This window comes from Shewanella sp. SR43-8 (assembly GCF_014163775.1).
Lineage (GTDB): Bacteria > Pseudomonadota > Gammaproteobacteria > Enterobacterales > Shewanellaceae > Shewanella > Shewanella vesiculosa.
In genome coordinates this window covers 305,141-325,058 of record NZ_JACJDX010000002.1, presented here as the reverse complement: position 1 = coordinate 325,058, position 19,918 = coordinate 305,141, and the positions used below count along the sequence as shown (strand labels likewise).

Annotated in this window: 23 protein-coding genes and 1 riboswitch; of the genes, 4 read left to right on the top strand and 19 right to left on the bottom strand. The window is 41.3% G+C overall.

The window, feature by feature from the left end; all coding sequences use genetic code 11:
• Positions 1–439: 439 nt before the first annotated feature.
• Positions 440–637: a hypothetical protein gene (locus H5114_RS03915; RefSeq protein WP_182722264.1), complete on the top strand. Its 198-nt coding sequence runs from the start codon at positions 440–442 to the stop codon at positions 635–637.
• Positions 638–898: 261 nt separating this feature from the next.
• Here the strand turns inward: H5114_RS03915 and H5114_RS03910 are convergent, their stop codons facing one another.
• Positions 899–1,945, bottom strand: coding sequence for a rhodanese-related sulfurtransferase (locus H5114_RS03910; RefSeq protein ID WP_182722263.1), 1,047 nt, complete (start codon positions 1,943–1,945; stop codon positions 899–901).
• 225 nt (positions 1,946–2,170) lie between these two features.
• Between H5114_RS03910 and H5114_RS03905 the strand changes: the two genes are divergently transcribed.
• Together H5114_RS03905 and H5114_RS03900 are read left to right on the top strand one after the other, a co-directional pair.
• Complete coding sequence (locus H5114_RS03905; RefSeq protein WP_182722262.1) at positions 2,171–2,875, top strand: glutathione S-transferase; 705 nt, start codon at positions 2,171–2,173, stop codon at positions 2,873–2,875.
• A gap of 189 nt (positions 2,876–3,064) precedes the next feature.
• Positions 3,065–3,265 (top strand): hypothetical protein, encoded by a 201-nt coding sequence (locus H5114_RS03900; protein ID WP_124015754.1) that lies wholly within the window; start codon positions 3,065–3,067, stop codon positions 3,263–3,265.
• Between the two features lie 98 nt (positions 3,266–3,363).
• Here H5114_RS03900 and H5114_RS03895 read toward each other — a convergent pair whose 3' ends face one another.
• From H5114_RS03895 to hinT, 11 genes are all read right to left on the bottom strand, one after another.
• Positions 3,364–3,912, bottom strand: coding sequence for an NAD(P)H nitroreductase (locus tag H5114_RS03895; RefSeq protein WP_124015753.1), 549 nt, complete (start codon positions 3,910–3,912; stop codon positions 3,364–3,366).
• A 115-nt stretch (positions 3,913–4,027) separates the two neighbouring features.
• Positions 4,028–4,627, bottom strand: a complete 600-nt coding sequence (locus tag H5114_RS03890) for a DoxX family protein (protein ID WP_182722261.1) — start codon at positions 4,625–4,627, stop codon at positions 4,028–4,030.
• Positions 4,628–4,719: 92 nt separating this feature from the next.
• Positions 4,720–5,565 carry a DUF6279 family lipoprotein gene (locus tag H5114_RS03885; protein ID WP_182696930.1) on the bottom strand — a complete coding sequence of 282 codons (846 nt, stop codon included), beginning with the start codon at positions 5,563–5,565 and terminating at the stop codon, positions 4,720–4,722.
• Between the two features lie 50 nt (positions 5,566–5,615).
• Positions 5,616–6,572, bottom strand: a complete 957-nt coding sequence (locus tag H5114_RS03880; RefSeq protein ID WP_182722260.1) for a phosphotransferase — start codon at positions 6,570–6,572, stop codon at positions 5,616–5,618.
• Positions 6,573–6,650: 78 nt separating this feature from the next.
• On the bottom strand, positions 6,651–7,361 hold the full coding sequence (gene pnuC, locus H5114_RS03875) for a nicotinamide riboside transporter PnuC (protein ID WP_124015749.1): 711 nt from the start codon (positions 7,359–7,361) through the stop codon (positions 6,651–6,653).
• Positions 7,362–7,366: 5 nt separating this feature from the next.
• Complete coding sequence (locus tag H5114_RS03870) at positions 7,367–7,627, bottom strand: hypothetical protein (RefSeq protein ID WP_182696932.1); 261 nt, start codon at positions 7,625–7,627, stop codon at positions 7,367–7,369.
• A 53-nt stretch (positions 7,628–7,680) separates the two neighbouring features.
• Complete coding sequence (locus H5114_RS03865) at positions 7,681–9,882, bottom strand: TonB-dependent receptor (RefSeq protein WP_182722259.1); 2,202 nt, start codon at positions 9,880–9,882, stop codon at positions 7,681–7,683.
• 57 nt (positions 9,883–9,939) lie between these two features.
• A riboswitch (TPP riboswitch) is annotated at positions 9,940–10,047 on the bottom strand.
• A 135-nt stretch (positions 10,048–10,182) separates the two neighbouring features.
• On the bottom strand, positions 10,183–10,575 hold the full coding sequence (locus H5114_RS03860; protein ID WP_182722258.1) for a YcfL family protein: 393 nt from the start codon (positions 10,573–10,575) through the stop codon (positions 10,183–10,185).
• 62 nt (positions 10,576–10,637) lie between these two features.
• Positions 10,638–11,105, bottom strand: a complete 468-nt coding sequence (locus tag H5114_RS03855; protein ID WP_124015745.1) for a PaaI family thioesterase — start codon at positions 11,103–11,105, stop codon at positions 10,638–10,640.
• A complete protein-coding gene (locus H5114_RS03850; protein ID WP_124015744.1) occupies positions 11,102–11,611 on the bottom strand; it encodes a PaaI family thioesterase in 510 nt (169 codons plus the stop codon). Before H5114_RS03850 ends, H5114_RS03855 begins: the two co-directional genes overlap by 4 nt.
• The gene (gene hinT, locus H5114_RS03845) at positions 11,611–11,964 is read right to left on the bottom strand and encodes a purine nucleoside phosphoramidase (RefSeq protein ID WP_124015743.1); all 354 of its coding nucleotides are present in this window, start codon (positions 11,962–11,964) and stop codon (positions 11,611–11,613) included. Before hinT ends, H5114_RS03850 begins: the two co-directional genes overlap by 1 nt.
• A 204-nt stretch (positions 11,965–12,168) precedes the next feature.
• Between hinT and H5114_RS03840 the strand changes: the two genes are divergently transcribed.
• Positions 12,169–13,926, top strand: coding sequence for a M61 family metallopeptidase (locus tag H5114_RS03840; RefSeq protein ID WP_182722257.1), 1,758 nt, complete (start codon positions 12,169–12,171; stop codon positions 13,924–13,926).
• Positions 13,927–14,011: 85 nt separating this feature from the next.
• On the opposite strand, the gene H5114_RS03835 is transcribed toward H5114_RS03840, so the two are convergent.
• The 7 genes from H5114_RS03835 to fabG all read right to left on the bottom strand — a co-directional run bounded on the left by H5114_RS03835 (position 14,012) and on the right by fabG (position 19,915).
• Positions 14,012–14,641, bottom strand: coding sequence for a LuxR C-terminal-related transcriptional regulator (locus H5114_RS03835; RefSeq protein WP_124015741.1), 630 nt, complete (start codon positions 14,639–14,641; stop codon positions 14,012–14,014).
• 500 nt (positions 14,642–15,141) lie between these two features.
• The gene (locus tag H5114_RS03830) at positions 15,142–15,477 is read right to left on the bottom strand and encodes a tetraheme c-type cytochrome CctA (RefSeq protein ID WP_124015740.1); all 336 of its coding nucleotides are present in this window, start codon (positions 15,475–15,477) and stop codon (positions 15,142–15,144) included.
• Positions 15,478–15,890: 413 nt separating this feature from the next.
• On the bottom strand, positions 15,891–16,766 hold the full coding sequence (locus H5114_RS03825; RefSeq protein ID WP_182722256.1) for an NAD(P)-dependent oxidoreductase: 876 nt from the start codon (positions 16,764–16,766) through the stop codon (positions 15,891–15,893).
• Between the two features lie 14 nt (positions 16,767–16,780).
• Entirely contained in the window at positions 16,781–17,269 is a 489-nt protein-coding gene (locus H5114_RS03820) for an acyl-CoA thioesterase (RefSeq protein ID WP_124015738.1), read from the bottom strand.
• Between the two features lie 98 nt (positions 17,270–17,367).
• Positions 17,368–18,609 carry a beta-ketoacyl-ACP synthase II gene (gene fabF, locus H5114_RS03815; RefSeq protein WP_124015737.1) on the bottom strand — a complete coding sequence of 414 codons (1,242 nt, stop codon included), beginning with the start codon at positions 18,607–18,609 and terminating at the stop codon, positions 17,368–17,370.
• A gap of 162 nt (positions 18,610–18,771) precedes the next feature.
• Complete coding sequence (gene acpP, locus H5114_RS03810) at positions 18,772–19,005, bottom strand: acyl carrier protein (RefSeq protein WP_011496723.1); 234 nt, start codon at positions 19,003–19,005, stop codon at positions 18,772–18,774.
• Between the two features lie 163 nt (positions 19,006–19,168).
• Positions 19,169–19,915, bottom strand: a complete 747-nt coding sequence (gene fabG, locus H5114_RS03805; RefSeq protein WP_011636971.1) for a 3-oxoacyl-ACP reductase FabG — start codon at positions 19,913–19,915, stop codon at positions 19,169–19,171.
• Positions 19,916–19,918 lie beyond the last annotated feature (3 nt).

Sequence of the window (19,918 nt, the reverse complement as noted above, 5' to 3'; positions counted from 1 at the left end):
CCATCAATAAATCTGTCATAAAAGCTCATAAACTAAGTGCCACAGAGTATTTATCCATTAGTACTTTTAGTTAGATACAGATAATTCAATATGTTGCATATCAATCTTCTAACAGGTCTCATTGCATCCTCTGCTTAAAAATTGCTCAACTAACTAAGGGTTATCCTGGTTATCCTTTAATGCCTGAGTGTTGCAAGAAGCCTACGATAAACATGGTCTATTAACTGAACGTGTACGGTTGTTAGGTATTTTTCGAGTAGCATGGAGAGTTTTTTAAGGCTCGTGTTGCCTCTGTACGGCGCGTAATTTTATTGTCCAGTAATGGCGAAAAATACAAGATAAGGTGATTCACCTACAAGAAAAGTTTGATGCTATTTATCTAGCCTCAATCAAGGAACGGGTTCGCTGTAATGTATTTTAGTCAATCAGTGACAACTTAGTGAGCTTCATAGTAACTGGCGGCTATATTATCGAAAACAGCGACTTAACAAGGTTTAATCAACAGCACTTGTTAGCCTTACTTGAGGCTAACCAACCTAAGCGAATTGATATCAAGGCTATCCAAGCATTTGAATACGATGAGCAAACAAGAGTCGCGTGTTTATTCAGTGATAGCTCGATTGGCGATTGTGGTTAACTTAGGCCGGCTCAGTAACAGTGTTGAGCCGATTAAATTAATGGTAGATAAGCAGAATGTCACCTTATCATCAGCCAGCAATCGACGCTTAGATAACAATTGACTCTGTAATGACCTAGCTCAAGGGCAAAATAAACAGATGTTATTAGGCAACAATTTACGATTCTACTCTCGATGATAACGGCGCTCTGCCACAAAAAAGCCCATCGGCAATGATGGGCTTTAACTGTTTAGTTCACTCTGTAGTTTAACGGTTAACCTTTACTGTTTACTGTTTACTTTTTCTTGGGCTTTACGCTGAGCTTCTTTGTGCTGACGGCGTGCATCAATGACTTGCTTTACGTCACTGCCTATATGAACTTCGCCACGTTGTTTGGCTAATTGAACTTGACGCTCACGCTCAATAAATCTCTGACGCTGCTCAGCGGGTACCTTATCGATGCAATGCGGGCAACTCACGCCTTGAACATAAGCATCACTTTGCTTTTCAGCTTCAGTTATCGGCATACGACAAGCATTACACTGATCGTATTGACCTTTTTCAAGGCTGTGATTCACCGCCACGCGGTTATCAAATACAAAACACTCACCTTCCCATAGGCTTTGTTCTTGCTCGACTTCTTCAAGATATTTTAAAATGCCACCTTCAAGATGATAAACCTCATCAAAGCCCTGCTCTTTTAAATAAGCCGTCGATTTTTCACAACGAATACCACCAGTACAAAACATCGCCACTTTTTTATGCTTAGCAGGATCGAGGTTTTGTTTAACGTACTCAGGGAACTCACGAAACGTCTCGGTAACAGGATTGACGGCATTTTTAAATGTGCCTATCTTCACCTCGTAATCATTACGAGTATCAACCAGCACCACATCAGGATCTGAAATCAGGGCATTCCAGTCTTTCGGCTTAACATAGGTACCTACCACTTTACGCGGGTCGATACCTTCAACGCCCATAGTGACGATTTCTTTTTTAAGCTTTACTTTGGTGCGATAAAATGGCATTTCATCATCAAAAGACCACTTGGTGACAATGTTATCTAGACCTGGTTGTGTGTCTAACCAAGTCAATAAATCTTCAATCGCTGCTTGGGTTCCAGCAACGGTGCCATTGATCCCTTCTTGGGCCAGTAACAAGGTTCCTTTGATATCATGTTGTTCCATAACAGTCAGCAATGGCTGACGAATAGCTTCAAAATGAGGTAAGGCAACAAATTTATATAATGCGCACACCGCAACTTTAGAGCTGGGTTGCAATGTCTCTGGCTGAGAGTGTTGAGTAAGGTGTTGATGAGTGTCTTGCATAACAGTGGCGTCTCCGCTAGCTGGAACTTAATTTCCAGTGCATATAATAAGGTCCGCACACAGTGTGCAGACTCAAAAAAACGGCCGAAAGTATACCTAAATCACACTAAAAAAAATACTAAAACAATTCCAACCACGGTTTTCACTGTGATTTGCATTTTATTTTGGGATTTTTATCTTTAAAGCGTTACTCTATTAGCAAGACTTAATTTTATATGACATCTAATGAATTATGCCATTTTATATAGCTTTCGTCGCTGCCCATATGCAATGCGCGCCCGTATGGGGATACATTTAAGCCAGCTAAACCCACTAGTACGTGAAATTGAACTTAAACATAAACCTAGGGAGATGTTAGCGATATCAGCCAAAGGTACTGTGCCCGTATTAGTCACACAGGACAACCAAGTGATCAGTGAAAGCATTGATATCATGCGCTATGCATTAACTGAGTATCCTGATATTGCAACCCATCACTTAACGCCTGGCGAGTATCAATCGCTATTGTCATGGTTAGATAAGCCCACAACGACAAGGCTCATAAATGCTAACGATTGTGACTTTAAGCCTTGGCTAGATAAATACAAGTATGCAGACAGGTACCCTGAATACAGTCAACTATACTACCGACAACACGCTGAGCAGTTTATTCAGTTACTGGAAAATCAGTTACAAAAACACCTGTATTTGTGTACCGACACGCCTACTTTAGCCGATTTTGCTATTTTCCCCTTTATTAGGCAATTTGCTAATGTTGAACCTGCATGGTTTAACGGCATGCCCTACCCTAAAGTCCATACTTGGTTGGCCACGCTAGTCAATAGCCGATTATTTATTCTGGCGATGTACAAATATCCATTGTGGTTACCACAACAAAATAAGATCCAGTTCAAACATTCAACGAATGATGATGGACGCGTCATACCTTAGTGCAAAAATTAAAAAATTATGAATATTTAATGGTTTACAGGCTATGAATTGGTTTATTTTTCAAGTAAATTAAATAACATAAACAATGAATAGCAGTTAAAGAAAATGGATTTTTATTCTTTTGACTACAGATTTCAATTGTAAACTTATACTTAACTAAGTCATTGCTGGAACGCAAAGGAACATGACATGGATAATATGGACATTACGTTAGTCTTAATGCTTATTGCATTATTGATTTTACATATTCACTTTTGCTATCGAGCCTTAACGTCGAAAGCACATATCAAAAATGCCCAACGGATTGTGTGGTCTTCACTCAGTTTGTTAATGGGGCCGTTAGGTTATTATGTTTATCAGAACATGATCCCACTTGAGTTCTACGAATAGCCATTGACATAAATGCTTTTGTTAGCTTATTGAATCGCCAAAAACGAGCCTCATTTTATATCCGTTAAAGTAAGGCTCATATCTTGTATTGGCTTAGCTTATAAATAGCGAGCGAATTGCTGACCTTCTTTTAGTGGTTTTATTGGCGCAGTTACCGCAGGTGTTCCCACATATAAAAAACCGACAATTTGGTCTTGCTTAGACAAGCCTAATTGTTGGTGCACATTAGCGTCAAAAGCAAAATCACCAGTGCGCCATACTGCACCGAGTCCAATGGCAAAAGCGGCTTGTTGCATTGCCATTGTGGCGCAACCAGCTGCAATTTGCTGTTCCAAAATAGGGACTTTATCGTGTACTTGTGTTTTTGCAACCACAGTAATGACCATGGGGGCGCGATAAGGCATATTGGCCACTTTGGCGAGAAATGCTTCATCGGCTCCCGTTATTTTAGCGGCGTCAACGAAAATGTCTGCCAATTTAGCTAAACCATCATCAATTGCGATAATAAATTCCCATGGGTTCAATGCTCCATGATCAGGCACTCTTGCAGCGGCATTGAGCAATAATGTAAGTTGCTCAGCATTTGGTGCTGGGGCAATTAGGCGTGGTGTAGACTGGCGAGTCAGGAGTAGTTGTGTTGCGTCCAAGATACGCTCCTTTGGAATGAATTCAGGTGCCGATATTAACAAATATCCCACCTATTGGGTGGGATATATTCAAAACAGGGTTGATCTTTTTGGACTCAATTAAAACAGATCCTCGTTAGGCATTTTTTAAAAAACGCTCAGCGATAACATAATCAACACTGGTGTAGCGCCCGCCCCCTAGTACAAAGAGAGCAAACAACATGATGAGATAGGTCATAGCAAACTCAATACCATTATTAAGGATAACCAAGTTACCTGAGCTAGTAAGCCATTCATAGTTACCATGCTGTTGTAAAATAGACTTGGCCGCAGCCAACTTTTCCGCTGATGCTAATACTTGCTCATTTGCTAACCACGAACTGGGATCGGCAATGGCTAACCAACCATTAGGTAAGTGCACCGCAAAAGCGGCTACGCACATGGTCATCATCATAGGCATTGCAACCATGCGAGTAGCAAGTCCGATTAGCAGTAAAAAACCACCAAACAATTCTGTACCTGCTGCCATTGCTACCATGACTTCAGGCATAGGCAAACCCAATCCCCAATCTGGATTACCAAACCAAGCGGCGGAGTCTTCAAAATGTGATAATTTGTTATAACCGGCTTGCATTAACACAGGTGCTAAATAAATTCTCAACGCTAATGGCGCAAAACCTTGAATGTGTTTAATGACATTTAAAAACTGTTGATATAACCCGCTAAGCATTTGCATAATCATCCCTACTGATCTCGTTATTACTTCAAGAGACCCGCGAAGAATAGAAAAGATTTCAGCTGAGGCTATGATACTCATTAGATGCTTGTTTATTTGTCTAAATGAAGCTCAGTTAAATCATCCACTAACTCTGTTAGTTTTTTATCGAAATGCTTACGTTGTTTTGGACTAAAAGTGCGATTTAAAGTAATCAACATTGAACCGAATTTTCGGGTATTTTCAGTTACATTATCTCGATAGACTTGAGATTTTAGCTCGTCAGGTGAAACCATCAACAACGTCATTTGTTGAGTAAAATATTCTGTTTGCTGGCGGCGTTTCAGTGCTTGTTCAAATTGGCTCAACCACTCATGGCGATACTCTAACCACATATCTAATGTTGCTAAACGTTCAGTATTGGCTTGGTGAATAATACCTTTTTGCTCATCTGTCACATTCCCTGTCCATTCAGATAATTGCTTCGCGATTCTTTTGTCTGAGTCGGTTATCAATTCGGCTTGATCTTTACCTGCATATTCTTCAATTAACTCTCGCTGTTCTTTTTTCAGCTGCACTAAAATCTGCTCCACTTGTTCATCGCTTAGACTCGCAATAAGAGGTAACAGATCTGGCATAACAAAATCGAAAATACGATACCAATGAGCTTTTGCCATTGAGACTTGTTCAAGCCATAACTCTGGCGTCATGGTCTGCTGATTGGTTAAGCTTGATAATAATGACAGTTGATCACGATAACGTGGCAACTCTTGCTGGCGATGCCAGACGAGAAAAGACTCAACAATGAGATCAAATTTGTCTTGTTGCTCTGAGGTTAAGTCTACGTATTCTTCAACTTCCCACTCAATCGCCCAATCCAAAAAGAAGTAACTTACTTTAGTTGAGCAGCCAACAAAAAATAAACTGCTTAACAGCAGGATAATTAATTTTTTAGACACAAATGATTCCCTTTGCAAAACTTATCTTATTTGTACGTTATCAGGGCATATTAGCAAGTCATTAATGTAAAATATTTTGTAAAGTAATGTATGTATTGTGTGGGTTTTTGTGGTTCTTTGGCGGCCATTAATAATGCCCACATCGCTGAAAATAGCCAAAAACAATTGATGGCTGCTGGTAATGCCGCTTTAGCTGCAGCAACATCTGTAAGATTAGAGGTTTGGCAATACTGCAAGATAACGCTATCAACTAATTGATTTACTTGCCTTGATGATAACTCATGTGTGGCGATCACACTGGCTAAATCAAATAACGGATGACTGGCCACCGCGTATTCATAATCAATGCATAATAAGCGCTGCGATTGATGACCGCTGAGCAGTAAATTATGCGGGGTCAAATCTCGATGACAAAAAGCAGGCAGCAACACACAAGCCTCCAGCTGCGATAACCACTGTCGAACAAGGCCATTTAAGCGCAATAATTGCTGCCAAGCGTGTTGCCACTGCAAATTGGTTTGAGATGCACTTAATGAGTCTAATTGATGTGCGTATTGTTGCCACTGAGTGCTCACAGTCATACTTTTATTCGGTATGGGTAATCCACTGAGCGTTCGAAATAATTCGCTTAATAAAGGCACCGCATCCACTGCTGTAATCTGCGTCGTTGTTGCTTGTCGAATCGATGCCTGACCACGCATTGTAAAAAAGATCGACCAATCCATGTTTTGCTGATCAATAAACTCACTTAAATATATTTGATTATTATCACTGACCCAAATCAGGGCCGGTGCAATGTTAGCTGCCATCGCGACTTGCCAACAAGCCACTTCAAGCTTTCTATCACACCAATTACTGTGAGCTTGATTGACTCTTAATACCTTATCGCCATCGTTACAACAGAGCTTAATATTAATATTGCTCATGCCTATATTAAAAACCATTACCGCCGTACATTGTGCAGCAAGTTGCTGAAACAATGGGACTGGCATCGTTTGCTCAATCATATCAAGTATCTCATTAGGCAGAGATAACAAGGCTTGTGGCATCTGATATTTACTCTATTAAAAAGGGAAAGTAGTTGGCTATGCGCCAACCACTTCTTGGATGGTATTCTGTTGCTGTATTATATTGTGACGATATTTCTTGCGCCACATGATGTAGCCACCCAAGGCCATCGCGACATATAAAACAAACAGCCCAGAGGTCAACATCAAGCCTTTTTGGAAGTACAAATAGATAGACACAAAATCAATGACTACCCAATAAAGCCAGTTCTCCAACACTTTTTTGGCGACTAAGTAGGTTGTTACTACCGCAAAACACGTGGTTGCCGCGTCAACATAGGGAAATGCTGCCGAGGTATAATTGGCCATAACATACCCCACCAGCATAGAAACCAATGATGTTACGCTAATCACAACGGCATGAGCACTCCAAGACCAACTGGTTATATTCAGCTGGTGAGTATCTATGGTGTGATGAGTATTATTATGTGAATCAATATTGTGGGAATTTCTATGCTGCAAGTCTGGTACATGTAACCACAACCAATAACCGTATACCGCCATCCCCATGTAATAGATATTGAGCACCGATTCCATCAACAAGGAAACATTCCAAAATAATACCGTGTAAATCGCAGTGCTAACGAATGCGGCAGACCAGCACCAAATATTGGTCTTCATCGCCAGAATTAAGTAAGCCAAGGCTAACATAACCGCAATCGCCTCCCAAAACGTCATTAATGACGCCTCACTCAAGGCTTGTTGCAGCGTTAACAATAAATCATTCATGAATGTTATTCGCTATGTGCAAGGTCAAGTTCACCACCGATAAATTTACACACGAACACAGCCTTGCCCCATTTCTGATGAGCCGCTTGCATTTCAATGGCTAGCATCGACATTACATCCGCATACTCGCCACACACCTGTGTTGCCATCGCATTAGTGACTCGTTCAATACTGCTATAACTATCTAGTCTGCCGATAAACCACTTAATCGGATCAAGATAATTTTCATTCAACGGATACATGCTGATTTCTGCTGTTAATTTCATGTTAATGCCTTAATTAACACCGCTGTAAATTAAGTTACAGCGGCCTTGTTTAATTACATAAATTGGACTTCTAAGGTCACACCTAACTGGCGAGGGTCACCGTAACGAATATATTGCTTCTCTGCCCAGCCTTGATCTGGCTCGTTGCCAAAATAAAAACCACGCACGCCATACTGCTCATCAAACACATTACGGCCCCATAAATAAGCCGACCAAGTTGGCGTTTCATAACCTACACGGGCATTATAAATGGTATAAGCATCTGACTTGGACTCGTTGCTGTCCGAGTAATAAAACTGACTTTTACCACTGGCATTCACGTTGGCAAACCAACCAGAGTCAGCAACATAGGTCATACCGGCACTGTAGGTAACGTTAGGTGAATGAGCCAGTTCACGGCCAGACAAATCGACAGTTGAGCCATATTTATCGCTGTATTGATATTGGCCATATTCGGTTTCTAACCAACCAAAGCTGCCATAAAACTCAATATTCTCGGTTAAATACCATTTAGCATCGAGTTCTGCACCATAGTTATTCGAGCTACCTGCATTTTCAGTAAATAGAATAAATCGCTGTGGGCTATCGGGATCTTGTAACGACGCGGCGACTTGTTGATCTTGGCGATCCATATAAAATAGCGCAAATGTAGAATCGACTTCACCGTCAAACCAGCTCGATTTTAAGCCCAATTCATAGTTATATAGGATCTCAGTATCGAACTCTTTTTTGTCTGATAATTGAGCTGGTAATGTCATATTAAAACCACCCGCTTTATAACCGCGGGCAATACGTAAATAGGCATTGTGGTCAGCATTAATGGCTTTTGATAACGCAATATGCCCGCCCCACATATCTTCTGATGGGGCGAAATTATCTTCATTACTGTCACTATAATCACTGTCACGACGTTCAAGTCGTAGTCCTGTAGACAATAAATATTCATCACCTAAATGGCTGTCTAATTGAGCAAATACCGCATAATTGGTCGCATCGTAACTGGACTGCAGCACTTCATCTGGATAAGTGTTGTACTCTGAATACAAGTCATTATCTTCTTGTAAATTCATCGCATACACGCCAACTAACCAGTCGGTGCTGCCGGCGAAAATACGCCCAGCGGTTTTTGACGATAGACGAAATTCTTGGGTAAAGGTTTTACGGTCGCCCTTTTTATCCCAGGTATAATCGTAAACACAAGGTTCGCTGCCATTAACGGCACCAGAGTCATCATAAGCTGCACATTGTTTGCTTGCCCAATATTCTGGATTAGCCCAATCGCCATCATAACCATTATGGTGGTCGGTTTGCGCAAATGAGGTTAACGACGTGAAATCAAATGTTGGTATACCTGAATAAATAAATTTAATCCCAGCACCGGAGGTTTTTTGCGTATCGACGCCAGGTTGGTCAGTTAGGGTGTTGCTGGGATTATTGTCTAATGTCCACACATCGTAGCCATTATCAAAGTTTGCATGTAACAAGGTTAAATCAACTTGCAAATCGTCAGTCGCATACCAACGTAACTTCGCTCTGGCAGTCAACTCGTCACGCTCATTGGTATCGTCGCGATTAAGATAAAGGTTGTCACGATAACCATTTTGGTTATGTTGCTCTAACGATACCCGGTAGAGTAGTTTGCCTGAGTCATTGAGCGGGCCGGAGCTGAATCCTGACAGAGTGCGCAGGTTATCGTCACCTAAGCTGACTTTTGCGCCATGCTCAAACGACTCTGTAGGGTCGTTACTTTTTAGGTAAATTAATCCGGCTAATGCGTTGGCACCATACTGAGTCCCCTGCGGACCACGCAACACTTCAACCTGTTGCATGTCGTACATACTCGATACCATGCCAAGGCCTGATAGATCGATGTCATCGACCACAAAACCAACTGATGAGTTAGGTGCACCTTGATATTGCTCTTGCTCACCAACACCGCGAATTTGGAAGTATTTAGGTCGAGAGCTACCACCAGACCAATTAAAGTTAGCAATCGAATTGAGCACATCTTCAAAATGCTGTGCGCCTTCATCTTCTAATTGTTGCGCATCAATAACGGTGACACTGGAGGGCATTTTCTCAAGGCTGATATTACTAAAATCAGCATTAACGACAATGACTTCCATTTTTTCATATTCAGGTGTTACGCGTTCAACATCAGCGGTTTTAGCCATAGCAATAGGTGAGCTTATGGCTGTAATCACCGCTAAGGCAATGGGGGTGTGGTGTAATCTAATAGAATTTTTCGTGAACATAGGACCTCAAATAGTAATTTTGAGATCCGGCAAGAGTAGCGAATAAGAGGTGCACCGAGTTATAGTGTGGCCCATTCCTACGCCGGTATAAGCCGGATCAGGTTCTAAGGGTTCGTCATACAGACATCTCAGTTCAGGTTTTACTGAACACCCCTTGGCGGTCTCGATTATAAACTAACTTCAATATGAATACACGAGCAGTGACACAATTTGATAACTCAACAATGCAATTAATTAACCCTCACACTAAATCACATCGATTATTGTTATAAATAAGCTTAAAGCTAATGATAATGGAGTCTAATTGGAGAATGCTTGCCTCACATAGACCTCAAATCGGGTGACTTGCGAATTGGGCGCAACCGCACCGACTTGTAACTGCTGCTTGCCATGTAATTTAACTGATTTCCAGCTGCTTGCTTCATCTTCAACGGTAAATCCACTCGCATCGAACCAAGTGAATTTGTATTGAATACGCAAATCAGTACTCGATTGGCTTTGAATCAATGCTGACGCTTTGATTAAGTCCGCGACCATAAGTGATGAAATATCGGTCACGTTAACGTCACGAGCAAATGAGGTATTATCAACCCTAAGTTGGCCACTAGAATTAGCAGAGATACCCGCAGTATTATGCGCACAAGCCGAAAGTAACAGCGCAGAAGCGATAAGACATAATAATGATGTTTTCATACAATATTCCCTTAATAAATAGATGCAATTGAACTTGTCTCTAACACAGCAGCACATCATGACTAATCCAGTAGAAAATGTGCTCGTGCTGTCGCAATCAGCTGCTTGCGGTTGGTTTGCCAACAGTTCATGCTGACGTTTGCTACTCTACGACCTTGGCGAGTAATTTTGCATTCAGCAAAGGTGTCTTGATGCAAACCTGCGCGTAAATAATCAATTGAAAAATCGACAATCTTAGGCACTTTCTTAGCTTGCATAAACACCATTAACTGCACAATAGCTGACATTTCCATAAACCCAGCAAGCACACCACCGTGAATAGCAGGTAATATAGGATTACCAATATTGTCATCTTTAGCGGGTAATTTAAATACCATTTCATCGCCAAAACGCGCCACAGACATACCTATAAATTGTGAGTAAGGTACTTTTTCAAGAAGATAACTATAGTCATTTAACTCTATGGCCCGTTTGACCACATCTTGAACATCTAAACCCGTTTGTGTACTGATATTGCTTGGCTCACTCATGATTTCGTCTCCGGCAAATTACCCATTAATGCTTGCCGAAACGATTCACCAACCATTTCTGGGCTAATGCGCATAAACGATCCCACAGCGTGAGCAATAGGTTCATCAATACTGTCTTGGTAAGCTATCGCGCGGGTAAAAGCCACGCTTGGCGATAATCGATAGCATTCTGCAAACCCATAAACCGATTTATGCGGCTCAGCAGGTTTCATGTAATCGACCCGTAAATCCAGTGTCGGTGACAATTCTAACGATTGATATTTTTTTAAAATTGCACATACCACTGCCGTGCCACAGGCGGTGTCTATTAGGGTGGTAATCACCCCGCCATGGATCACCCCGGTGTCAGGATAACCAATGATGTCTTGGCTGTAAGGTAACTCAATAAGCACGTGATGCTCACTGGCCTCTTGGACAGTAAGCCCTAAACGGCGGCATTGAGCTAACTGATTAACAAATCGACTGGCCACTTCGGTTAACGGAAAAAAATCGCTATTGATTTTCATTAGTCACGACTCAGCATTGGGCCTAACGGCTTACCGCCCAAAAGATGTATGTGGATATGATAAACCTCTTGGCCAGCGTGTTTATTACAATTCATAATTAATCGATAACCGTCTTGTGCAATACCGGCTTCATCAGCAAGTTTAGCCGCGACCGTCATCATCCGGCCTAATGCTTGTTCATCAGAGGCCTTAACATCATTAGTCGTGGCGATTAGATGGTTAGGAATAATCAAAATATGGGTAGGAGCTTGCGGTGCAATATCCCTAAATGCAGTAACTAAATCATCTTGATATAAAATATCCGCTGGAATTTCACGACGAATAATTTTGCTAAATATGGTTTCTTCAGCCATTTTGGGGCCCTCATTAAATAACTGCATTGTTGCTTTTGATAATACTATCAATTCTTTGAACTATCACTCCAGTAAAACCGCTCATTATGGATAATCTTTTGCTCAAAATGGGATTCGTTTGCTTAACGTCGGCATTTTTGGCAGCATTGTCGATTATAGCTCAATCGTTTTGATTGTGACTCGCCTACTTATTCGGAATTCTTTATGCATTACCATATCCATGCGATCGATCCAAAAGCACACTTATTTGAAGTCACGTTAACTGTCTCTGAAGCATCTCCATCACAAGTTTTTTGTTTACCCGCTTGGCTACCCGGTAGCTACATGATCCGCGATTTTGCTAAAAACATAATTGACATTGATGCTAAAGAAAATCAACAACCGCTATCCGTTACTCAATTAGACAAACAAACCTGGCAGTTAAATAATCAGGGTAGCCATATTACCTTATGCTACCAAATTTATGCTTGGGACTTGTCTGTCCGCACTGCACATTTGGACACTAATCATGGCTTCTTCAATGGCAGTAGTGTGTTTTTAGCCGCCAAAGGGCTGGAATCTCAATCTCATAGAGTCACAATTGCAACACCAGCACTAGCTGAATTATCCCATTGGACCTTGGCCACCAGCATGACTCGAACCACTGGCGAGCAATTCGGCTTTGGTGATTTTAGCGCGGAAAACTATGACGACTTAATCGATCATCCGGTTGAAATGGGCGAGCTAACCATAGAGACATTTTATGTAGCCGGCGTGCCTCACGATATCGTATTAAGTGGTAAGCATAGAGCCAACATGGCTCGCTTAGCCAAAGACCTTAAAGCCATATGCGAATACCAAATCAATTTATTTGGCACGCCAGCTCCATTTGAACGCTATGTATTTATGACCACTGTTTTAGACAATGGTTTTGGTGGCTTAGAGCATAAAGCCTCAACTGCACTAATGTGTTCACGTAATGATTTACCTCAGTCATTAGAAGCACCAGTCGATAAAGGTTACCGCACTTATTTGTCACTGTGCAGCCATGAATACTTTCACTCATGGAATGTGAAACGGATTAAACCGGCTGAATTTAGCCCATTTGATTTATCGCAAGAGTCTTACACAGAGCAACTATGGGCATATGAGGGGATTACTTCGTACTATGATGATTTAATTACCTTTAAATCTCAATGTATTGATCAAGCCGCTTACCTTACCTTGCTTAGCCAAATTATGACCCGAGTATATAGAGGTCAAGGTCGTTTTAAGCAAACCCTAAAACAGTCAAGTTTTAATGCTTGGACCAAGTTTTATAAGCAAGATGAAAATGCCGCTAATGCCATTGTCAGCTATTACACCAAAGGGGCACTGTTTGGGTTATTTTTAGATTTAACTCTTCGCATTGAAACCCAGGGGCAAAAAAGTTTAGACGATGTTATGCGTCAGCTTTGGCAACAATACGGCTTAACCGGTGTCGGTACCGATCCGCTTAGCCATCAACGGATTGTTGAAACCATCCTAAAACGTCCATGTGATGATGTATTTGCTTACCTCAATAGCTGTGATGATATACCGCTTGAAGCCTTACTGGCTCAGGTTGGGGTGTCTATGACGCTTCGAGCAAGCGAAGGTAACACAGATTTAGGTGGCGGTGATGCTAAAGGCTTTAACATTGGCTTTGGTGCTAGAACAAAAGCGGAATCATTGGGCTTAAAAGTGTTGAGCGTCATCCAACACAGTCCGGCCCATCAAGCGGGTCTTAGTGCGGGTGATTTATTAATTGCAGCAGATAATTTACAAGTTACAGCACAATTTGAACAGCAATTGCAAAGCTTGACTGTTGGTGAGCAAATCAGCCTACACTGGTTTAGACGTGATGAACTGATGCAAGGAACCTTGCCAATTAGTGAAGCCGCTTTAGATACTATTTCCCTTAGCATCAAAGATGCATCTAAAACATCATTGTGGCTTGGTTAATCACTCAAAAATAAAAAGAGGTATCTCTGAATACCTCTTTTTATCTTGTGTTTTTTCGCCATATGATTAACCGACAAGCAAGTGCTTATAACCTTACTTCATGCATGTGAGTTTGCGCCCAAGCAATTGCTTGGCCACGACTAGACACACCGATTTTTCTAAAGGCGCGATATAAATGCGTTTTGATGGTTGATTCACTTACAAATAATTGGTTAGCTATGTCTAAATTGGTACTGCCAGTTAGCAAGGTTTGTAGCACTTCACGTTCGCGGATTGTTAACTGCTCATTATCATCATGATTATCATCGTCCACCATTGAACGTAATAAATCCTGCGGTATGACTCTTCGACCTTTCATTATGTCATTTAAACCAATGCTAATTTCTGCAAGGCTGCTATCAGTATAAAACACCCCTATCGTTAAAGGATGAATAAGGAATCGGGTATCAAGCTGCTTAGGGAAATTGATAAACACAGTATGAATAGAGCAATATTCACGTTCAATCAGGCGTTGCAATTGATAAGCTTGTTGTAAATCTATGGTTGATAGGTCAAAAAAAACTATCACAATCGGTTCAACTGCTAACATTTTAGCCATATTGCTAGGCTGGGTTTTAGTTAATTTAACCAAAAACTCTTGTGGCCATCGGCAATCGAGCAAATCGACTAATAACTCAGACCTCGATACTATCATCCAATTTACGACTTTAAACATTTGATACACTCCATGTGATTAAATCAACAGCCTTCAATGCTAAACCTATATTCAAACAAGGTAATACTAACAACCATGGCCTCGTCTGCATATCAGTCAAAAGAATAATGAAAACAATCAAAAATAGACCTTAATACTAGTGATCAGTACTGATTGGCGATTGATTATTGACGTTATCTCATTCTAGTTAACTTGATTGAAGAATGCCTAACTTTAAGCTAATAAAATAAAAATGACGTGGCGGTTTTGAGCCATTATCTCCACTAGCCCAGTCAAATTGACACGGCTAAGCCATATAAAAACGTTATTGAGATTACTTACCTAGATGGTTAATGAGCAGAAAAGTCTATGCCAGGACCACTTTTGATAAGCGTAACTTGATTGGATACTCTTTATTCAGCGACAAGAAGATATTTCTAGCAACAATAACACGGTAACATTCGTCTAATAGAAACAAAAATACCGACAAAATGTCGGTATTTTTTGCCATCAAAGATAGCTTATTTTGCTGTACGACCATCATCATGGCATGTATCACATGTTGGTTTATCACCTACTTTGGCTTCATGTGGTGCATGACAATCTGCGCACATTAAGACACCATCATGTGGCTTATGATTTTCGTCCATTTCGGCTAGTGTGCCATGACAACTTTGACATTGTTCAAATTCATAAGCACCATCAGCAGACGGTTCTTCATTAGCATGACAGTTTTCACAACCACCCATCTCAACGTGAAACTCTGCGAGCGTCTGATCAGCAGCAAATGATGCAGAAGACATCATCATTACCGCAAAACCAGCCGCAAACAATGCGCTTAGTAGTTTATTGTTCACTATTCATTCCTCCAATTTAGCGTATGCCCACATTCTTTTTATCTGACGCGGGTCATCACACTGCAGCACAACACTTTACTTATGGCTTACTCAACAACCTAGTTTATAAATGATTTACCAACGATTTATTAAACAACTTATAAAGTAGTCTAAAATTGATCGGCAATATAAACTTAGTTAATCAATCCACTTTAAGCAAAATTAATTTAGATGGAATGATAATAGCAGCGTTAATACTTTGAATATGTGCGCTACATCATGTAACTCGATGGTTTTTATTCAATAAATTTACTAGCATTAAAAAGACGGACGCAGATAAATGACGATTTACTTATTTATCGTCAATAAAAAAGCCCCGATAAAAATCGGAGCTTTTTACTGTAATAGCACTTTATTACAACAAATTATGAATACTAATCACGCGATTTTTCTAGACGAGCAAGTAAACTAGAGGTATCCCAGCGGTTACCTTTCATGGCCTGAACCTCTGAGTAAAACTGATCAACTAACGCTGCTACGGGTAAATGGCTGCCATTGCGACGAGCTTCATCGAGGGCAATGCCTAAATCTTTACGCATCCAATCAATAGCAAAACCAAAATCGTATTTACCTTGCCACATGGTTTGATAGCGGTTTTCCATCTGCCAACTTTGCGCTGCACCTTTGCTGATGACCTCAATCACTTTCAAGCCATCTAAACCGGCACTTTTAGCAAAATGAAGTCCTTCCGCTAAACCTTGCACCACACCAGCAATACAGATTTGGTTAACCATTTTGGTTAATTGTCCCGCACCGACAGGCCCCAATAGCTCAGCGCAACGACTATACGCTTCAATAACAGGCTTAACTGTATCAAAATGCGCTTGCTCGCCACCCATCATTACCGTTAATACACCATTCTCGGCACCCGCTTGACCACCAGAAACAGGCGCATCTAAAAAAGCGATACTTAGCGGCTCAATATATGCAGCAATTTCACGGGCAACATCGGCAGAAGCCGTAGTATGGTCAACTAAAATGGCCCCCGCATGCATGCCATGAACGACACCATGTTCACCTAAGACGACCTGGCGTAAGTCATCATCATTACCCACACAGGTAAAAACAATATCTTGACCTTTAGCTGCATCTTTTGGCGTATCTGCAGCCTTACCACCATGCTGTTCAACCCATTGTTGAGCTTTACTGGCAGTGCGGTTGTACACAGTAACATCATGCCCTTGCTTAACTAAATGTCCCGCCATAGGGTATCCCATAACGCCTAAACCAATAAATGCTACTTTGGCCATATCATCCTCTTTATTTAAACAACTGAAGGTTTAACGTGGGCTTCCATTTCAGCCCCAATACGTTTACGCATATCCATTAATCGCATAGCACTATCACGCAAACGAATATCATCAGCGGTAGTGGGGATCCATTCTGGAACTGAGATAGGATTACCGTCATCATCTACAGCAACCATAATGACAATACAATGGGTGGTTAAATGACGTTCTGACTCTTTAGGGTCACCGGCTTTAACGTCAATAGCGATATGCATCGAAGTAGTACCGGTATAAATCACTTTACCAGTCACTTCAACAATATTACCTACGTGAATAGGTTTAACAAAGCGAATACCACCAGCGTAAACCGTAATACAGTATTTACCACTCCATCCTGCGGCTGCGGCATAAGCGGCTAAATCGATCCATTTCATAACCGCACCGCCGTGCACCTTTCCACCAAAATTGACATCTGCAGGCTCAGCCAAAAAACGTAGTGTAAGTTGTCTATCTTTACCGGCCATAAAACCTCCTGATGATCGCAAGATGTACCTATAAATAACGATACACTTTGTGTTATTACAAAAAAAGCGCCAGAGGCGCTTTTTTTAGCTTAACGAAACTAATCGATTTTTTTGAATAATAAAGAACCATTGGTGCCGCCGAAACCAAATGAGTTACATAAAGCATAATCAAATTGATGGCGACGAGATGTATGGGCAACAAAATCTAAGTCGCAACCTTCATCTGGATTGTCTAAATTAATCGTTGGTGGAACATGTTGATCGCGCAGCGCAAGCAAAGTGAAAATGGCCTCTACCGCCCCCGCGGCACCTAATAAATGTCCGGTCATTGATTTAGTCGAACTCACCAGCACCTCATAAGCATAAGGGCCAAATACCGACTTTACAGCTGCAGCTTCAGCTTTATCACCCGCATTGGTAGATGTGCCATGGGCATTAATATAGCCCACTTGCTCTTTTTCAATTTGAGCATCATTAATGGCATTAACCATTGCCGCCGCAGCACCCGCACCATCACTAGGTGGCGATGTCATGTGGAATGCATCACCACTCATACCAAAACCAACTAACTCGCCGTAAATTTTAGCTCCGCGGGCTTTAGCTCGTTCATATTCTTCCATCACAATGACACCGGCACCATCACCAATAACAAAGCCGTCACGGTCTTTGTCCCAAGGACGACTGGCTGCTTTGGGATCGTCATTACGAGTAGATAATGCTTTAGCTGCACTAAAACCTGCAACACCTAATGGACTAGTCACATCTTCAGCGCCACCGGCAACCATTACATCGGCATCACCATAAGCAATAGTACGTGCTGCAAAACCGATATTGTGTACACCCGTAGTACAGGCTGTTGTCACTGCAAAGTTAGGACCTGTCATGCCATACATAATCGACAAATGACCCGCTATCATGTTGATAATGGTACTAGGGACAAAAAATGGTGACACTTTGCGCGGGCCGCCATTGAGCAAAGCTGAATGACCTTGTTCAATTAACCACATGCCGCCCATACCAGCACCAATCGCGGTACCGATTCGAGCGGGATTCTCTTGGCTCATATCGAGGCCAGAATCTTGCACCGCTTGAATACCCGCAGCCATACCGTACTGGATAAATAAATCCATTTTACGGGCATCTTTTTTGGTTAAGTATTTTTCAATATCAAAATCTTTGACTGAGCCGCTAAAACGAGTGCTATATTCACTCGCATCAAACTTAGTAATAGGAGCAATACCACTGTGACCAGCCAATAAGGCATTCCAAGAAGATTCGACATCATTACCCACAGGAGTCACAAGACCGAGACCTGTGATGACGACACGACGTTTAGACATGATATTCACCTTTAAATAAAATCTGCCACGATGCCATTATTGCGATAAAGCTAAAGAGATATAAGGAAGGGTGTTCTAGTGCAATTAAATGGAACGAGCGTTTACAAATGCTTTAAACAAAAACAGGCGGCATAAATGCCGCCTGTTTTTGTGAATTCTTGATTACTGATTCTTAGAAACGTAATCGATCGCTGCTTGAACAGTAGTGATCTTTTCAGCTTCTTCGTCAGGGATCTCGGTATCAAACTCTTCTTCTAGAGCCATAACCAATTCAACAGTGTCTAGAGAATCAGCGCCTAAATCGTCTACAAAAGAAGCAGCTGATTTAACGTCTTCTTCTTTAACGCCAAGTTGCTCGATGATGATTTTCTTTACACGTTCTTCGATGTTGCTCATTAGTTTTCTTTCCTATTCAAATTACGCACTTGCGTAAGATTGCGAGTAGTTTATTCGAATTAGATAACAATGCAAGCTTAGATTTTGTGGTCTAACCACAAAAAATGACATTGAATTATCACTAACACTGACTCAAATGAAGGTAGTTACCTACCTATCGCTCTTAAACCATGTACATGCCGCCATTCACATGCAATGTTTCGCCTGTGATGTAAGCGGCTGAATCCGAGGCCAAAAACAATACTGCATTGGCAATTTCTTGTGCTTGCCCTAATCGTTCCATCGGAACTTGCGACATGATAGCTTGTTGCTGCTCTACTGTCAGCTCATCTGTCATATCTGTCTGAATAAATCCAGGTGCAATAGCATTCACTGTTATTTGACGAGATGCAACCTCTCTTGCAAGAGATTTTGTAAATCCAATCAAACCCGCTTTAGCCGCCGAGTAATTAACTTGGCCAGCATTACCCATTGTACCCACAACTGATCCAATGCTGATTATACGTCCGAAACGTTTTTTCATCATAGATCGCATTACTGGTTTAGACAATTTAAATAATGATGTCAAATTGGTGTCAATGATATCTTGCCACTCATCATCTTTCATTCGCATCAGTAAATTATCACGAGTAATGCCTGCGTTGTTAATAAGAATATCAACTTCACCGGCTTTTTCTTTGATCTGGCTATATAAATCAGCCACTGACTGGCTATCAGTGACATTTAACACCATCCCGAAGCCTTTGTCACCTAGGTAAGCTTGAATCGCCGCTGCACCTTTTTCACTGGTTGCTGTGCCAATAACCATGGCACCCGCTTGTACTAACGACTCTGCAATTGCGCGGCCAATACCACGGCTAGCACCTGTGACTAATGCAACCTTACCGTCTAAATTAATGCTAAAGCTCATATC

Excerpts from the sequence above, each read along its gene's own strand:
- H5114_RS03910 (WP_182722263.1), bottom strand. The coding sequence starts at position 1,945 with ATGCAAGACACTCATCAACACCTTACTCAACACTCTCAGCCAGAGACA.
- H5114_RS03905 (WP_182722262.1), top strand. The coding sequence starts at position 2,171 with ATGAATTATGCCATTTTATATAGCTTTCGTCGCTGCCCATATGCAATG.
- H5114_RS03900 (WP_124015754.1), top strand. The coding sequence starts at position 3,065 with ATGGATAATATGGACATTACGTTAGTCTTAATGCTTATTGCATTATTG.
- H5114_RS03890 (WP_182722261.1), bottom strand. The coding sequence starts at position 4,627 with ATGCAAATGCTTAGCGGGTTATATCAACAGTTTTTAAATGTCATTAAA.
- H5114_RS03880 (WP_182722260.1), bottom strand. The coding sequence starts at position 6,572 with ATGATTGAGCAAACGATGCCAGTCCCATTGTTTCAGCAACTTGCTGCA.
- pnuC (WP_124015749.1), bottom strand. The coding sequence starts at position 7,361 with ATGAATGATTTATTGTTAACGCTGCAACAAGCCTTGAGTGAGGCGTCA.
- H5114_RS03870 (WP_182696932.1), bottom strand. The coding sequence starts at position 7,627 with ATGAAATTAACAGCAGAAATCAGCATGTATCCGTTGAATGAAAATTAT.
- H5114_RS03865 (WP_182722259.1), bottom strand. The coding sequence starts at position 9,882 with ATGTTCACGAAAAATTCTATTAGATTACACCACACCCCCATTGCCTTA.
- H5114_RS03860 (WP_182722258.1), bottom strand. The coding sequence starts at position 10,575 with ATGAAAACATCATTATTATGTCTTATCGCTTCTGCGCTGTTACTTTCG.
- H5114_RS03855 (WP_124015745.1), bottom strand. The coding sequence starts at position 11,105 with ATGAGTGAGCCAAGCAATATCAGTACACAAACGGGTTTAGATGTTCAA.
- H5114_RS03850 (WP_124015744.1), bottom strand. The coding sequence starts at position 11,611 with ATGAAAATCAATAGCGATTTTTTTCCGTTAACCGAAGTGGCCAGTCGA.
- hinT (WP_124015743.1), bottom strand. The coding sequence starts at position 11,964 with ATGGCTGAAGAAACCATATTTAGCAAAATTATTCGTCGTGAAATTCCA.
- H5114_RS03840 (WP_182722257.1), top strand. The coding sequence starts at position 12,169 with ATGCATTACCATATCCATGCGATCGATCCAAAAGCACACTTATTTGAA.
- H5114_RS03835 (WP_124015741.1), bottom strand. The coding sequence starts at position 14,641 with ATGTTTAAAGTCGTAAATTGGATGATAGTATCGAGGTCTGAGTTATTA.
- H5114_RS03825 (WP_182722256.1), bottom strand. The coding sequence starts at position 16,766 with ATGGCCAAAGTAGCATTTATTGGTTTAGGCGTTATGGGATACCCTATG.
- H5114_RS03820 (WP_124015738.1), bottom strand. The coding sequence starts at position 17,269 with ATGGCCGGTAAAGATAGACAACTTACACTACGTTTTTTGGCTGAGCCT.
- fabF (WP_124015737.1), bottom strand. The coding sequence starts at position 18,609 with ATGTCTAAACGTCGTGTCGTCATCACAGGTCTCGGTCTTGTGACTCCT.
- acpP (WP_011496723.1), bottom strand. The coding sequence starts at position 19,005 with ATGAGCAACATCGAAGAACGTGTAAAGAAAATCATCATCGAGCAACTT.
- fabG (WP_011636971.1), bottom strand. The coding sequence starts at position 19,915 with ATGAGCTTTAGCATTAATTTAGACGGTAAGGTTGCATTAGTCACAGGT.